This window comes from Streptomyces sp. NBC_00009, assembly GCF_045040855.1.
In the GTDB taxonomy this organism is placed as follows: Bacteria; Actinomycetota; Actinomycetes; order Streptomycetales; family Streptomycetaceae; genus Streptomyces; species Streptomyces aureus.
This window is the reverse complement of the sequence record NZ_CP108312.1, coordinates 7,852,285-7,867,524: the sequence shown is the minus strand read 5'-3', so window position 1 is coordinate 7,867,524 and position 15,240 is coordinate 7,852,285. Positions and strand designations below refer to the sequence as shown.

Sequence of the window (15,240 nt, the reverse complement as noted above, 5' to 3'; positions counted from 1 at the left end):
ACCCGTGGGCAGCATCGAGGTCACGCCGTCGAGGCCGCGATCCGTACGGGCGCCGGATCTTGGCGCGTTTTCGCCGCCCACCGCACCACCGGCCCCAGCGCGTACGACGCCGCCAGGACCAGGCCGCCGAGCAGCAGCCATCCGGTCGTGCCCATCCCCAGCAGCAGCGCGGTGAGCAGCAGCGGGCCCAGTGTGCGGGCGACAGTGACGCCCGTACCGAAGAAGCCCTGGTACTCGCCGATGCGTCCGGCCGGGGCGAGGTCGAAGCCGAGCTGCCAGGATCCGGCCGACTGGAGCATCTCGGCGGCGACCAGGAGCACCGACCCACCGACCAGGGCGGCGACCGCCGCCCAGACCGAGCCGGCGGCCGAGGCGGCGAAGACACCGCAGGCCAGCAGCATGAGCACGCCCGACCGCCGGATGGCGCGGGCCGCGGTGGGGAGGCCGGAGACCGAGCGGGCCGTGCGGACCTGGAAGAGCATCACGGCGCCGGTGTTGAGGATGAAGAGCGCGGAGACGAGCCATGTGGGGGCGTCGGTACGCTCGTTGATCCACAGCGGGAGCCCGAGGCTGAGCAGCGGCATCCGCAGGAGAAGGACGGTGTTGAGGAGCGTCACGGCTGCGTAGGGCCGGTCCCTCAGCACTTCGAGCTTCGCTCCCCGGACTGCCGGTGCCGGTGCGACGGCCGGGAGCCGCAGCAGGACGAGCGCGCAGAGGACGAAGCTCAGGGCGTCGATCGCGAAGACCGCGAGATACGCCGACCTCGTCCCGGCGGACAGTGCGAGGCCGCCGAGCGCCGCGCCCACCGCCAGACCCGCGTTGAGTGTCGACTGCAGGTGGGCGAGCGCGCCTGTGCGGTCCTCCTTGGCCACGAGACCGGCGAGCAGCGCCTGACGTGCGGCCGCGAGTCCCGACTGCGCGCTCGCGTAGAGGCAGGCGGCCACGAGGAAGGGGAGGAAATCGCGTACAGCCAGGAAGGAGGCGACCGCGGCGCCGGTCGCGAGGGCGAGCAGGACCGCCGTTCCGCGCGGGCCCCGGCGGTCCGCGATCCTGCCGAGCGGCACCCCGACGACTGAGCCGACCGCCCAGGCGACGGTGAGGCCGAGGCCGATCCTGGCGGGCGCGAGGCCGACGACGTGAGTGAAGTAGAGCGCCGAGGTGACGTAGTAGGCGCCGTCGCCGAGCGAGTTGCTCAACTGGGCCAGGGCGAGCGTGCGTTGAGGGCCGGCGGGCGGCAGCAGGTTCGGCATGTCATGGACGGTACGCCCATAGCGGCCCATCCCTGTGGGGCAATTCACGGCCTTGCGCTTGGGCCATTTGACGGGCGCACTGCCTGGCCGGAAACCGTCGCAGACTCGAACACATGCCCGAACTGCCGCCCGACCTGCCAGGGCTCCGCACACTGGAGACATGGCTCGCGCATCTCCCGTGCGGGCGCAGGCCGTTGAGCCCAGCGGACGGCGAAGGGGGCCGCGAGGCCGGTGACGGTGAACAGGGCGCCGACGACGTACCAGCCGGGCCGGCCCCACGTGATGCAGAGCGCGATCAGCAAGCTGGGGCCGAGCGCGTCCGCCAGGCCCGCGCCCAGACCGAACACACCGAGGTACTGGCCGGTGGCCCGTTCGGGGGCGAGGGCGAAGGACACCTCGAACCCCGCGGCGGAGTGCCACAGTTCGCCGACCGTGTGAACCACCACCGCGGCCACGAGGAGCGTCACAGCGGCCCATGCCGGGACGCCCGCGGACAACGAGATCAGCGAACAGGAGACGAGGAAGACCACGCCTGCCCGCCGGTACGCGCCGCCACCCGCCGCCGGGGAGTCGATGGTGCGGCTGGCCCGCACCTGAAGGGCTATGACGATGACAGTGTTGACGAGCATCGTGCCCGAGATGAGCCAGTGCGGTGCGCTCGTGGCGACGACCAGCCACAGCGGAATGGCCACGGTGAGCACCTTGAACTGGATCGCCATAATGCCGTCCAGTGCCGTGAGGAGGAGATAGGGCCGATCCCGCAGCGCGATCCAGCGGGGGCCGGCGGCCGTGGGTTCCGGAGCGACCGGCGGCAGGAAGAGCAGGATGGCCGCGGAGGCGCCGAAGGCGATCGCGTTGCCGATGACCAGGAGCTGGTACGCGGTGTGGGTGCCCACCTGGAGGGCCCAGCCAGCCAGCAGCGCGCCGAGGGAGATGCCGATGTTGGTGACGGCCCGGAGGTAGGCGCGGTACTCCTGCGGCCGGTCCCCGCCGAAGTGCCTGATGAGCGGGCTGCGCGCGGCCCGTCCCGCCGCTTGCGCCCCGGTCGCGGCACAGACAGCCAGGACGAACGGCCAGAAGCTGCCCACCAGGGCGAAGCCCCCCGTCGCCAGCGCCTGCACGACGATGGTCGCCGCGTAGACGCCGCGCGCTCCGCGCCTGTCGGCGAGGTGGCCCGCGGCTATACCCGTGGCGAGCGAGGCGAAGCCGGCGACACCGAGTCCGAGTCCCACCTGCGTCGCGGGGAGACGGACGTCCTGGGTGAAGTACAGGACTCCGGCGGTCAGGTAGAGGCCGCTGCCGACGGTGTTGACGAAGTTCGATGCGGCGATGACGCGTCGGGGTCCCGCTTCGGGCATCAGCTGGGGGATGACGGGCATGTCGTGGCTCCGCGTCCTGGGCAGGCGGTAAGGACCGGAACAGCTTCTTGCACATTACTTGCAATAGCAAGAGGGGTGCGCAATGCCGCCGACGAAGACCCACTGGGGGAGCCCGCACGCACAACCTCCACGGGAGCCCGCGCACACAGAGCGAGCCCCGCCCGGCCGGGGGGGGTGGGCCGAGCGGGGCTCTGTCTCTATCTTCCAGCAAAAACGCCTGGCCACCGGATGCACGCGCCCAGCATTCGGATGACCCTGTACTTATGGACGTCGCGCCGATAGTCGTGCACCGTCCCTCGCCCACGAGTGGGCGCAGGGTGACGGCGCGCGGACAGATACTCGGCCTCGCGCACTCCGACATGGAAGTCGTCGAGTTCCTGCACCGGGCCGGGCTGCCGGACGCGGAGATGCTGCTCGACGACCCGGCGTGGGTGAAGTGGCGCGGCGGCAGGGCCCACCACTACGAGGAGGCGTAGCCGACCCGCCGAGGGGCTCCCGACCGGCTCAGCCCTCCCGGCTTCCGGCCCGGTTCAGCAAGTCGAAGAAGACGTCACCGCGGACGATCTCGAACGGGTCCCCCAGCAGCTCGCCGAGCTCCGCGACATCGCCCGGGGTCCAGCTCCAGGCGTTCACGGCACCCGCGATGAACAGCGGTGAGCCGCCGTCCCAGTCCTTGATGTGCTTCAGCAGCCCGTCCCGGTACTCGGCCGCCTTTCCCTGCGGGAAGAAGTTGCCGATCACCGGCAGCCCCGCGGACCTGATCTGCAGATCCCCCGTCTCCCAGGACTGGATGATGCCGCGCAACTGCGTGTGGTCCCGGTAGGAGCGGACGACGCGCTCGTCGAACGGGACCCATCCGTCGCCGGCCGCGTTGCGGGGGTTGTACGCGTAGACGAGATCCAGGCCGGTGCGGCGCAGGAAGCGTCCGGTGAGTGCCGTGTACGCGTCGAGCGCCTTCTCGGGCCAGGAACCGGCATAGGTGTAGCCCGCGCCCGAGGGGCCCGCGATCAGCAGGTCGTTGCCGGTGGCGGTCTTCTGGTAGTACGCCAGGAGCGCGGGTCCGATGTCGGCGAGCAGGGGGCTGACCGTCCAGTTGACGGGGACGGCGCCGCGCTTCGGGTCGTCCCAGATGTCACGCATGTGGCGCTGGCAGTACTGGACGTTGTCGCCCTCCCCGAACGTGAGGGTGAGGTAGACGCGGTTCCGGAGGGTGGACTTCGGCCGGGGCCTGACCTTGGAGGAGACCTTCGCGGGGACGCCCGCGTGCACGGTGCCGTTCATGTAAAAGTCGGCGGGCACCACCTCGATGCCGTGCTGCGAGGCCCGGTCGACGCCACCCCACTCCCCCGCCACGTCGTTGGAGAACCAGCCGGCGTACGGGGTGGTGGGCTCGACGCGGCTGAAGATCTCGTCGAGGAGCTTGCCCGTCTCGCCGGTCGGCGGCAGCCACACGACCATGGCGCGGCTCGCGACCGCATAGTCCCGGAAGTACGGGAACGGTTCGACGCGCGTGGGCGCGGTCGTCGTCGCGGTGACCAGGTACTGGTTCCACACGTCGACCTCGGCCACGAGTTCCCGGGTGCCTGCCGGCGCGGTGAACCGGTAGATGAAGTAACCGCCGCCGTCGCAGAACCGGTTGGCGTCCCCGCCCATCGAGGAGTTGACGCCGTCGAAGAGGTACGGGGTCTCGGCGTCCGTGCCGGGCGCGAAGGAGGCGACCACCTGCCCGTCCGCCTTCACCTCGACCGAGCCGACCGACGCGCCCCAGCCGTCGTCTCCGTAGGAGTCCTGGAAGCGGAGATAGACGCCGTCCTCGCCGGTGAGTTCCGTGCTCAGGTCGAAGGTGCGCACCTGCCGGTTCGACGAGTCGCGCACGCGCTCGGCCTCGCGGGCGAGCTCGCGCCACTGCACGCCGTCGGCCCGTACGGTCCTCGTCGGCGGCAGCCCGGCCAGAAGTGTGGGGGTGCAGCGCGGGAACAGATGGTCCAACTGCCAGCGGTACGTGGCGAGTACGTCGTCGGCGTCGAACCGGCCGCGCAGGTCGGCCACGGTGGCGAGGCCGTGGTCGCGGGCCCGGTCCGCCGTGGCGGCGACAGCGTTCTCCAGGCCGGCGAGGGTCGTGGCGATGTTCACCGAGTCGGGGACGCCCGGGTCGTAGAGGACGGCTCCGCGCACGTCGTCGCGGTAGCGGCGCACGAGGTCGGTCGCGTGGTCGTGGCGGGTGACGGTGGCGCCGGTGCCGGGCAGCCAGCGCAGGTCCACGTCGCCGCTGTCGAAATTGAAGTACAGGCGCGGGCGGCGGCGGTTGACGACGCCCTGAAGGGTCGTCAGGAGCAGCTGGTCGTGGCCGTCCAGAGTGCTGACATCCGCGACGTCGAGGTGGGTGGGGCGGCCGAAGGACGGCAGGAGGGGGCGGGCGGCAGCGGATTCGGCGGCACCGGCCGGGTTCGGCAGGCCTCTACCCGGTCCTCCCGCCGCGAGGGCCGCACCGCTTGCCTGGAGAAGGCTTCTTCGGGACACCATCGGCGATCACTGCTCCTTGGGAGAAGTAGAGATGACATCGTTGTCACACGGCCGGTTGCACTCGATCGAAGACTGCGGCGCCGTGGAGCATGACAACACGGGTGCGGCACCGTGTCCACCCATCCGTCAGGGCCTCGCAGGGCAGGCGGAATTGGGCACGACCGCACTCTTGCCTCCGGACCACCCAGCTCATATAACGTTGTAAAGCACACGCGGTGAAGCACCGCCTCCGCACCTGCGGTCCGCGCGGCTGCGAGTCGAGGCCGTGAACAAGAGCGCCGAGCGCTACCTTCTCTGACAACCCGTCAGCACCCTGAGGCCCCTCCGTATTCGGCAACAGCGCCCCCGTGAAGGGTGACAACGTTATCAATTGCCCTGCAGCCGCGGGCTGTCGGGCAGAAGGCGAGATCCCCGCATGACTTCGACCTTCCCCTCCCCCTCCCCCTCCTTCCCCGGCAGGAGAAGCCCCAGCCGCCGCGGTGTCCTGCGCGGCTCCGCCCTGCTCGGCGCCACCGCCGCGGCCTCCGGGCTGCTCGGCTCCCCGCTCGCCGGGGCCGCCACGAGGCCCGCCGCAAGTCCGGGCGGCCGCCATCTGCCCCCGGCGGACCGCGCGAAGGCGGCCCAGGTGCGCGCCGAGTTCCTCCATGGCTGGAACGGCTACAAGAAGGCCGCCTGGGGGCACGACGAGGTCAAGCCGGTGTCCGGCACGAGCAGCGAGTTCTTCGTCCCGGGCCGTCCCGTCGCGCTGTCGGTGATCGAGGCGCTGGACACGCTCTACGTGATGGAGCTCGATGACGAGCTGAAGTTGAGCTGCGACTACCTGGAGAAGCATCTCGACCTCGACATCGACGGCGACTTCCATGTCTTCGAGGCGATCATCCGCGTGGTCGGCGGCCTGCTGTCCGGCTATCTGGTGACCCGCAGGCCGAGGCTCCTGGAGCTGACCCGCGAGGCGGCGGACCGGCTGCTCCCGGCGTTCACGAAGTCGCCGACCGGCATCCCGTACACACAGGTCAACATGCGTACCGGTGCCGTCTCGGGGAACACGCCGCCACTGGCCGAAGTGGGCACGAACATCCTGGAGTTCGGGGTGCTGTCTCAGCTGACGGGCGATCAGAAGTACTACCTGGCAGCGAAGAAGGCCTGTCGCGAGACGATGCGACGGATCTCTCCGCTCGGCCTGCTCGGTACGTCGCTGAACGTCGAGACCGGGAAGTGGGCCGACGGGACCGACACGGCTCCGAACCCGCCGGTGGACTCGTTCTACGAGTACCTGTGGGGCGGCTGGGAGCTGTTCGGTGACCGGGACCTGCTCAACTGGTACCGCGAGACCACGCGCGCGATCCTGCGGCGCCAGTCGGTGACCGTCGACGGTCACCTGTGGTTCCGCCAGGTCGACATGGACACCGGAGAGACCACCGGGACCCGCGCCTCGGAGCTCGCCTCGTTCTACGGCGGGCTCCTCGCGATGGGCGGCGACCAGCCGCAGGGTGAGGCGTACTACCGGTCCTGGTCTGCGGTGATGCAGCGTTATCCCGTCCTGCCCGAGGAGATCGACTACACCGACTTCTCGGCGACACAGAAGGGCAATCAGCTCAGGCCGGAGTACGTGAACTCCGCGTTCAACCTCTTCCAGTTGAACGGCCGGCAGGAGTGGCGCGACACCGCGTGGACGTACTTCCAGGGGATGAAGAACCTGCGCGTCGACGGCGGTTACACCATCGCGTCGGACGTGACCGTCTCGCCGATGGCGCTCGGAGACCTGACTCCCGCGTACTGGTTCGCCGAGAACATGAAGTACCTCTACCTCATCTTCGCCGCCACCCCGCGCTACGACTACCGGACCGGCTATCTCTCGACCGAGGGCAAGCTGCTGCGCGGCGTGCGCTGATCCCGGCCGGCCCCCGGCGGCAACCGGGGGTCGTCTTGTCATGACCCTGGACAGCGCACCTGAGGGCGTGCTGTCATGCCAACTGCCCGTTCCTTCCAACGTTGTACAGACGCAGGCGACGAGCCGCCCCCCTTCCTCAGTCAAGGAGGATTCGTGCGCACCAAACGACTCAGAGGCCGACTGGCCATGCTGCTGGCCGCGGGACTGGGCCTCGCGGCACTCACCGTGTCGCCGTCGGCGACAGCGGCCGACGACCCGGTCGAACCCCACGGCCTGAAGGGCGAGTACTACACCCAGTCCGCCGCCGGAGCCTTCGACTTCCACGAGCTCAAGGCCACCGGCTTCGACCCGAAACTCGACTTCGACACCCTCGAGCCGCGGCTGCGGACGGCCACCGGCCAGGCCGACGACGCCAGTGTGCGCTGGACGGGCAAGGTCGTACCGGAGAAGACCGGCGCGACAACGTTTTCCATCACCGGCGACAACGGCTTCCGGCTCTGGGTCGACGGCAAGCTCGCCATCGACCACTGGGTCGACGACTGGGACAAGGAACAGACCTCCCAGCCCGTCGAGTTGACGGCCGGCAAGGCGTACGACATCAAGGTCGAGTACTTCGAGCACTTCGGCGGCTCGAACCTCCATCTGCGCTGGACCGAGCCGGGCGAGAGCAAGGAAGCGATCCCCTCCTCCGCCTTCCGTCTCCCCGACGGCTGGGACTACGACGGGGCGATATCCACGACCGTCCTCAAGGACGGCCGTACCCTCAAGCTCGACTTCGCGCAGTCGCTCGCGGCCCCGCCGGCCGGCCTCGCGGATCACCTCCAGGCCGTGATCGGCGGTGCCCAGTGGCCGCTCTCCACGATCAAGGCCGACCCGGCCGACCCCCGCACCCTGCTCGTCGGGCTCAAGGAGCCGGTCGTGGGCAAGAAGGGCGGCGGCGCGTCCGGCCAGGCCGATGTCACGTACGACGGCAAGGGCGGGCTGACCAGCACCGGCGACAAGGCCGTCGGCCAGTTCTGGAGCAGCGGCCCGAACGACTCCGAGTACGAGCTGCGTACCAAGTGGGCCGACGAGGTGGGGCCGAAGAACGCCCACCCCGAGTACCCGCGCCCGCAGCTCACCCGGGACGCCTGGCAGAACCTCAACGGCGAGTGGCAGTTCGCCGCGGCGAAGTCCGGTGACAAGCCGCCGGTCGGCAAGGCGCTCGGCGAGAAGATCCTCGTGCCCTACCCGGTCGAGTCGCAGCTCTCCGGCATCGAGCGCCACGAGGACCGCATGTGGTACCGCCGCACCTTCACGGTCCCCGCGGGCTGGAAGGTCGGTGACGGCAAGCGCCTCCAGCTGAACTTCGGCGCCGTCGACTGGCAGTCCGAGGTGTACGTCAACGGCACCAAGGTCGCCGAACACAAGGGTGGCTACGACAAGTTCAGCGCCGACATCACGGATGCGCTGAAGCCGGGGCGCACCCAGGAGCTGATCGTCGGCGTCTACGACCCGACGGACGCGCAGGGCGGCGAGAACCCGCCGGTCGGCAAGCAGCGCCTCGACCCGAGCGGCATCTGGTACACCCCCTCCTCCGGCATCTGGCAGACCGTGTGGATGGAGCCGGTCGCGGCCGATCACGCCGCCGACCTCAAGATCACACCGGACGTCAAGGCAGGCAGCGCCACCGTCGAGGCCAAGGGCGTACGGGACGGCGTGCCGGTCACGGCGACGGCGTACGACGGCAAGCGCAGGGTCGCCACGGCGAGCGGGGTCACCGGCGCGCCGCTGACCCTGAAGATCGACAAGGCGCATCTGTGGTCGCCCGACGACCCGTTCCTCTACAACCTCAAGGTGAACGTCGGCAAGGACAGCGTCGGCAGCTACTTCGGGATGCGCTCCATCTCCGTGGATAAGGTGAACGGCACGCCGCGCACCCTCCTCAACGGCAAGCCCGTCTTCATGATGGCCACGCTCGACCAGGGCTTCTGGCCCGACGGGCTGCACACCGCGCCGACGGACGAGGCGCTGGCCTACGACCTGAAGATGCACAAGCAGATGGGCTTCAACTCGGTCCGCAAGCACATCAAGGTCGAGCCCGACCGCTGGTTCTACTGGGCGGACAAGCTCGGTCTGATGGTGTGGCAGGACATGCCGGCCATGAGCGCGGCGCCGGACGCGGCCGCGCGCGCCGAGTACGAGCGCGAGATGAAGACGATGATCGACCAGCACAGCAGCCACCCCTCGGTGGTCATGTGGGTCACCTTCAACGAGGGCTGGGGCCAGTACGACGTGGGCCGCATCGCCGAGCAGGCCAAGGCCTGGGACCCGACGCGGCTGGTCAACAACATGTCGGGCCTCAACCTCGGGGCGGACGGCGGGACCGGCGACATCATGGACGAGCACGGCTATCCGAGCCCGGCCCTGCCGCCGCATCCCGACGGCAAGCGCGCCCTGGTCAGCGGCGAGTACGGCGGCCTCGGCCTCGCGGTACCCGGTCACGCGTGGGCGGTGCAGCAGTCGTACGTGGACGTCGACCCGGCGAAGTACACGGACGACTACCTCGCACGGCTCGCCGAGGTGCACAAGCTGGCCTGCCAGGGCAGCAACGGCGCCGTGTACACGCAGATCTCGGACGTCGAGGGTGAGCTCAACGGCCTGGTGACGTACGACCGCAAGATCGTCAAGCCGGATGTGAAGCGGGTGAAGGCGGCGCAGGACGCGCTGATCCGCGACGCCTCGCAGGCGACCGTGGCCGGCTGCTCCGGCAGCTGAACACGGTCTGACATGTGCCCGGTCCCCCTTCCGCGCTCCCTCGGGGCGGAAGGGGGACCGGGGCGCGGCTCGCCCTTGTTGCGCGAGCCCGGCCCTTCGCATCCCCTCCCCCGTACCTCCGTACCTCCGTACCTCCGTACCTCCGTACCTCCGTACCTCCGTACCTCCGTACCTCCGTACCTCCGTACCTCCGAACAGGAGCACCCGCATGCCTGTCAGCAGACGCGCTCTTCTCGGTGCCGGCGCCCTGGGCCTGGGCGCCGCGGCGCTCGGCGGCCCGTTCGCCACGTCCGCGGCGGCGGCTTCACGCCCCTCGGCCGGCACTCTGCTCCCGGACGCGTTCCGGAAGCTGCCCTCCGGCAGTGTCACCGCCCGTGGCTGGCTCGCCGGGCAGCTGAAACTCCAGCTCGACGGGCTGTGCGGCCGGTACGAGGACCTGTCCCACTTCCTGGACTTCGACAACACCGGCTGGGTGCACCCCGAGCGCGGCGCGTGGGAGGAACTGCCGTACTGGCTGCGCGGCTACGTCCCGCTCGCCGTCGCCACCGGTGACGAGCACGCCCTGGCCCGTTCGCGCGAGTGGATCGACGCGATCCTCGCCACGCAGGAGAGCGACGGTTTCTTCGGCCCGCGCGCGCTGCGCACCTCGCTCAACGGCGGTCCGGACTTCTGGCCGTTCCTGCCGCTGCTGATGGCGTTGCGGACCTACGAGGAGTACACGCGCGACCGGCGCGTCGTCCCGTTCGTCACCCGCTTCCTGCGTTTCATGAACGCCCAGGGGGCCGGAGCCTTCAACTCCAGCTGGGTTTCGTACCGTTGGGGCGACGGGCTCGACATCGCAGTGTGGCTGTACCGCCGCACCGGGGAGAAGTTCCTCCTCGATCTGGCGGGCAAGATGCACACCCTCGGCGCGGACTGGACAGGCGGCACGCCCTCGCGCCACAACGTGAACATCGCCCAGGGGTTCCGTGAGCCGGCCCAGTACGCACAGCTCACCGGCTCGGCCGAGCTGACCCGGGCCACCTACCGCGGTTACGACGCCGTGATGGGTGCGTACGGCCAGTTCCCCGGCGGTGGCATGGCGGGCGACGAGAACTACCGGCCCGGCTTCGGCGACCCCCGTCAGGGCTTCGAGACCTGCGGCATCGTCGAGTTCATGGCCAGCCATGAACTGCTCACACGCATCACCGGTGACCCGGTGTGGGCGGACCGCTGCGAGGAACTCGCGTTCAACATGCTGCCCGCCGCACTCGACCCGCAGGGCAAGTCCCTGCACTACGTCACCAGCGCCAACAGCGTCGACCTGGACAACACCCCGAAGACACAAGGGCAGTTCCAGAACGGCTTCGCCATGCAGTCCTTGCAGCCCGGCGTCGACCAGTACCGCTGCTGCCCGCACAACTACGGCATGGGCTGGCCCTACTTCAACGAGGAGCTGTGGCTCGCGACGCCCGGCGACGGGCTCGCCGCCGCCATGTACGCCCCCTGCACGGTCCGTACGCGGGTCACCGGCGGCACCGAGGTGACCATCGTCGAGGAGACCGGCTATCCCTTCACCGAGACCGTCGAGTTCAGGCTCTCCACCCCGAAGCCGGTGCGTTTCCCGCTCCGGTTGCGTATCCCGGGGTGGTGCCGCGGGCCCGAGCTCCTCGTCAACGGCAAGCGCCTGGCGGCCGAGGACGGACCGGTCTGGGCCGAGGTGGAGCGCACCTGGCACGACGGTGACGTGGTGACGCTGCGCCTGCCGCAGCGCACTTCCGTACGCCACTGGCCCGACAACCATGACGCCGTCAGCGTCGACCACGGACCGCTCACCTACTCCCTGAAGATCGGCGAGCAGTACGAGCGCTACGCGGGCGACGACACGTTCCCCCACTACGAGGTGCACGCGACCTCCGCCTGGAACTACGGCCTGTCGCCCGACGCCGGGCTCTCGTTCCGGCGCGACGACGGGCCGGTCGGGGACAACCCGTTCACCCACGGAACGACGCCGGTGCACATCACCGCGCGCGCCCGTCGCATCGAGGAGTGGGTCGCGGACGACGAGCACGTCGTCGCGCCCCTGCAAAGCGGACCGGCCCGCAGCGACGCGCCCGTCGAGACGGTGACACTCGTCCCCATGGGCGCGGCCCGGCTGCGGATCACGGCGTTTCCCCAGGCCTCGCCCGACGGCAGGGCATGGACGCCGGAGCCCGCGTTCCGGCGCAGCGCCAACAAGCACAGCGGGAAGGTTCTGGCGGTCGACGGCATGTCGACGGAGAACAGCGCCCGCGTCGTCCAGTTCGCCAACTCCGGTACGGGCGACCACGCGTGGCAGCTCGTCGACCAGGGCGACGGCTGGCATCTGATCCGTAACGGCCAGAGCGGCAAGGTCCTCGGGGTCGACGGGATGTCCACGGCGAACAGCGCACACGTTGTCCAGTACGAGGACAACGGCACCGCCGACCACCTGTGGGCGCTCGTCGACAGCGGGGACGGGTGGTACCGGATCCGCAACAAGAACAGCGGCAAGGTCCTCGGCGTGGACGGGATGTCGACGGCGGACAGCGCGCAGGTCGTCCAGTTCGACGACAACGGGACGGACGACCACTTGTGGCGGCTCCTCTGACGTCGTGACCGACCGTGGCGCGCCGGGGGGATCCCGGCGCGCCACGGCGTCGGTGTGCCGGGGACGGTGTGCCGGGGGTCCTGTGTGTCAGGAGCCGGTGTGCCGGTCGTCCTGTGTGTCGGGGGTCCGGTGCGTCGGGGGTCCGGTGGGTCAGGGGTCCGGTGGGTCAGGAGTCGGTGTGCCCGGGTCTCGTTACCCTGCTGGTCCGGCTGCCGGTGCCGGTAAATCCGTTCCCCTTGCCACCTTTCGCCATGCGGACGTATAACGTTGTAAGCCCGGCTCCAGAGCCTTTGCGCCGGGGCCATGGCTCCGGCGCCGTGCGGGCACGCACCGGTCCCGGCGCCCGGCAGGCCACCGGAAGGAATGTTGTGCGGGTCAGCCTCAAGGACGTCGCCGCGCGTGCGGGCGTGTCGATCAAGACCGTCTCGAATGTGGTGAACAACTACCAGCACGTCACACCCGCGATGCGCGAGCGGGTGCAGCAGGCCATCGACGAGCTCGGCTACCGGCCCAACCTCACCGCGCGGCACCTGCGTAAGGGGCGGACGGGCATCATCGCCCTCGCCCTTCCCGAGCTGGGCAACCCGTACTTCGCCGAGCTCGCGGCCGCGGTGATCGACGCCGCCGCCCTGCACGACTACATCGTGCTCCTGGACCACACGGGCGGCCGGCGCGAACAGGAGGTCCTGGTCAGCCAGGGTTTCCGCGCCCGCGTCATCGACGGCCTGATCCTCAGCCCCATCGAGCTGGAGGCGGAGGACCTCCGTGAGCGTACGGAGAACGTGCCTCTGGTCCTGCTCGGCGAGCGCCACTACGACCTGCCCTACGACCACATCGCGGTGGACAACGTCGCAGCGGCCCGCACCGCAGTCCGCCATCTCATCGATCTGGGGCGCCGCGAGGTGGCGTTCATCGGCGCCCGCCGCGGTCACAGCCAACCCGCCCACCTGCGTCTTCAGGGGTGGCGCGAGGAGCTTCTCTCGGCGGGCCTCTCCGTGGACGACGGGCTGATCGCGACGACCGAGGGGTGGGGGCACGCGGACGGCGCTGCGGCGATGACCCGGATCCTGGAGACCGGACGTCGGCCCGACGCCGTGTTCGCGTACAACGACCCCATCGCCATCGGAGCGATGCGGGTGCTGTCGGAGCGCGGCATGCGCGTGCCCGAGGACGTCGCCGTGGTCGGCTTCGACGACGTCGTCGAGGGGCACTTCGGGACAGTCACGCTCACCTCCGTGTCGCCGGACAAGGAGGCCATCGCGCGGATGGCTGTGGAGTCGGTCCTCGCCCGGCTCAGCGGCCAGGCGCCCGAACCCCGCCGCGTGTGGGCGGACTACCGGCTCATCGCGCGCGAGAGCACGCTGGGGCGGAGCACGCAGGCCTGACGGGGCATGTAGACCGGACCGAGCACGTAGGCCGAGCGGCGGGACGGCGTGCCCGTTCCGCCGGCAAAGGGACTTCCCGCCGAAATCCCCGGCCCGGCAGCCGCCGGATGACCGCCGGATATCCGAAAGACCCGAGCAGATACCTGTACCGACCCCTTACAACGTTGTAATGTCCAGGCGTCCGCAGCTGCCGGTCCCCGGCTCCGTCCGCGCCCCGTCGGCATCGCCCGCGTCCGGCGCCGGACAGAGCCCGGCCCTCACCCCCGCGAGGAGCCCATGTCCTTCGCCGCCCCTTTCCCGGCACCCTTCGGCGCCACCCCCTCGGGCCTCCCGGTCGAGCGCTGGACTCTGCGCAGTGCTAGCGGAGTTGAGGCCGCCGTGCTGACATACGGCGCCGTACTGCACTCCCTGCGTGTCCCCGGCCCCGAACGCCGGCCACCCGCCGAGGTCGTCCTGAGCCTCCCGGACGTGAAGCACTACGCCACCCACGGCGCGTATCTCGGGGCCGTGGTGGGGCGGTTCGCCAACCGCATCGCCGCGGGCACGTTTACCCTGGACGGAACGCGGCACCACATCCCCGGCAACGACCGGGGCAACTCGCTGCACGGCGGAGCCGACGGGTTCGACCGCCGGTTGTGGCGTGCCGAACCGTGCGAACGGCCCGACGGCGCCGCGAGTGTGCGGCTGAGCCTGGAGAGTCCGCACGGCGACCAGGGCTTTCCCGGTTCGCTCCAGGTGTCCGTCACCTACACCCTCGCGTCCGACGGATCCCTGACGCTCGACTACCACGCCGTCACCGACCGCCCCACGCCCGTCAATCTGACGCACCACGCCTACTTCAACCTCTCCGGCGACCCGGACCGAGGGGTACTCGACCACCTGCTGACGGTGGACGCCGCCGCGTATCTGCCCATCGACGAGACGGGCCTCCCGCTCCCCGGGGCACCCGCACCGGTGGCCGGTTCGCCGTTCGACTTCACCCGGGCACGGCGGATCGGTGCGCGGATCGCCGAGCCCGACAAGCAGTTGGCGCGTGCCGGCGGCTACGACCACTGCTGGGTGCTCGACGACCGTGACCGTCCGTCGGGCGAGGGGCAGTTGGGCCTGCGCCGTGCGGCCCGCCTCGAGGACCCCGGCAGCGGGCGCGTGCTCGAGGTGCACACCAGCGAGCCGGGGCTCCAGGTCTACGCAGGGCAGCAACTCGACGGCGGATTCGGCGACTTGCTGGGTCGCAGGCTGGGCGCCCACGCGGGCCTGTGCCTGGAGACGCAGCACTTCCCCGACTCCCCCAACCGTCCCGACTATCCGAGCACCGTCCTGCGCCCGGACCAGGCCCTGCGCAGCCGGACCGTGCTCGGCTTCCCGCACCTCACAGCGGTCGCACGTTGACCGCGGTCGGGCGGCCCACCCGAATCACAGGGCGGTCACGTCCCGCACAAAGGCTTTA

Annotated in this window: 9 protein-coding genes; 6 read left to right on the top strand and 3 right to left on the bottom strand. The window is 70.3% G+C overall.

The window, feature by feature from the left end; translation table 11 throughout:
- Positions 1–20 precede the first annotated feature (20 nt).
- Together OHA58_RS35665 and OHA58_RS35660 are read right to left on the bottom strand one after the other, a co-directional pair.
- Complete coding sequence (locus OHA58_RS35665) at positions 21–1,250, bottom strand: MFS transporter (RefSeq protein ID WP_405483834.1); 1,230 nt, start codon at positions 1,248–1,250, stop codon at positions 21–23.
- 44 nt (positions 1,251–1,294) lie between these two features.
- A complete protein-coding gene (locus OHA58_RS35660) occupies positions 1,295–2,629 on the bottom strand; it encodes an MFS transporter (RefSeq protein WP_405483833.1) in 1,335 nt (444 codons plus the stop codon).
- Positions 2,630–2,892: 263 nt separating this feature from the next.
- Between OHA58_RS35660 and OHA58_RS35655 the strand changes: the two genes are divergently transcribed.
- Positions 2,893–3,105 carry a hypothetical protein gene (locus OHA58_RS35655; protein WP_405483832.1) on the top strand — a complete coding sequence of 71 codons (213 nt, stop codon included), beginning with the start codon at positions 2,893–2,895 and terminating at the stop codon, positions 3,103–3,105.
- 28 nt (positions 3,106–3,133) lie between these two features.
- Here OHA58_RS35655 and OHA58_RS35650 read toward each other — a convergent pair whose 3' ends face one another.
- Complete coding sequence (locus OHA58_RS35650; protein ID WP_405483831.1) at positions 3,134–5,152, bottom strand: GxGYxYP domain-containing protein; 2,019 nt, start codon at positions 5,150–5,152, stop codon at positions 3,134–3,136.
- Between the two features lie 415 nt (positions 5,153–5,567).
- On the opposite strand from OHA58_RS35650, the gene OHA58_RS35645 reads away from it, so the two are divergent.
- The 5 genes from OHA58_RS35645 (at position 5,568) to OHA58_RS35625 (ending at position 15,182) form a co-directional block, all read left to right on the top strand.
- Positions 5,568–7,043: a glycoside hydrolase family 47 protein gene (locus OHA58_RS35645; RefSeq protein ID WP_405483830.1), complete on the top strand. Its 1,476-nt coding sequence runs from the start codon at positions 5,568–5,570 to the stop codon at positions 7,041–7,043.
- Positions 7,044–7,196: 153 nt separating this feature from the next.
- On the top strand, positions 7,197–9,800 hold the full coding sequence (locus tag OHA58_RS35640; protein ID WP_405483829.1) for a PA14 domain-containing protein: 2,604 nt from the start codon (positions 7,197–7,199) through the stop codon (positions 9,798–9,800).
- Between the two features lie 208 nt (positions 9,801–10,008).
- Positions 10,009–12,408 carry a beta-L-arabinofuranosidase domain-containing protein gene (locus OHA58_RS35635; protein WP_405483828.1) on the top strand — a complete coding sequence of 800 codons (2,400 nt, stop codon included), beginning with the start codon at positions 10,009–10,011 and terminating at the stop codon, positions 12,406–12,408.
- A 368-nt stretch (positions 12,409–12,776) separates the two neighbouring features.
- Positions 12,777–13,793, top strand: a complete 1,017-nt coding sequence (locus tag OHA58_RS35630) for a LacI family DNA-binding transcriptional regulator (protein WP_405483827.1) — start codon at positions 12,777–12,779, stop codon at positions 13,791–13,793.
- A 276-nt stretch (positions 13,794–14,069) separates the two neighbouring features.
- Positions 14,070–15,182, top strand: a complete 1,113-nt coding sequence (locus OHA58_RS35625; RefSeq protein ID WP_405483826.1) for an aldose epimerase family protein — start codon at positions 14,070–14,072, stop codon at positions 15,180–15,182.
- Positions 15,183–15,240 lie beyond the last annotated feature (58 nt).

Bases quoted from the DNA above. Each gene is read 5' to 3' on its own strand.
- OHA58_RS35625 (WP_405483826.1), top strand. From the start codon at position 14,070: ATGTCCTTCGCCGCCCCTTTCCCGGCACCCTTCGGCGCCACCCCCTCG.
- OHA58_RS35650 (WP_405483831.1), bottom strand. From the start codon at position 5,152: ATGGTGTCCCGAAGAAGCCTTCTCCAGGCAAGCGGTGCGGCCCTCGCG.
- OHA58_RS35635 (WP_405483828.1), top strand. From the start codon at position 10,009: ATGCCTGTCAGCAGACGCGCTCTTCTCGGTGCCGGCGCCCTGGGCCTG.
- OHA58_RS35645 (WP_405483830.1), top strand. From the start codon at position 5,568: ATGACTTCGACCTTCCCCTCCCCCTCCCCCTCCTTCCCCGGCAGGAGA.
- OHA58_RS35655 (WP_405483832.1), top strand. From the start codon at position 2,893: ATGGACGTCGCGCCGATAGTCGTGCACCGTCCCTCGCCCACGAGTGGG.
- OHA58_RS35665 (WP_405483834.1), bottom strand. From the start codon at position 1,250: ATGCCGAACCTGCTGCCGCCCGCCGGCCCTCAACGCACGCTCGCCCTG.
- OHA58_RS35660 (WP_405483833.1), bottom strand. From the start codon at position 2,629: ATGCCCGTCATCCCCCAGCTGATGCCCGAAGCGGGACCCCGACGCGTC.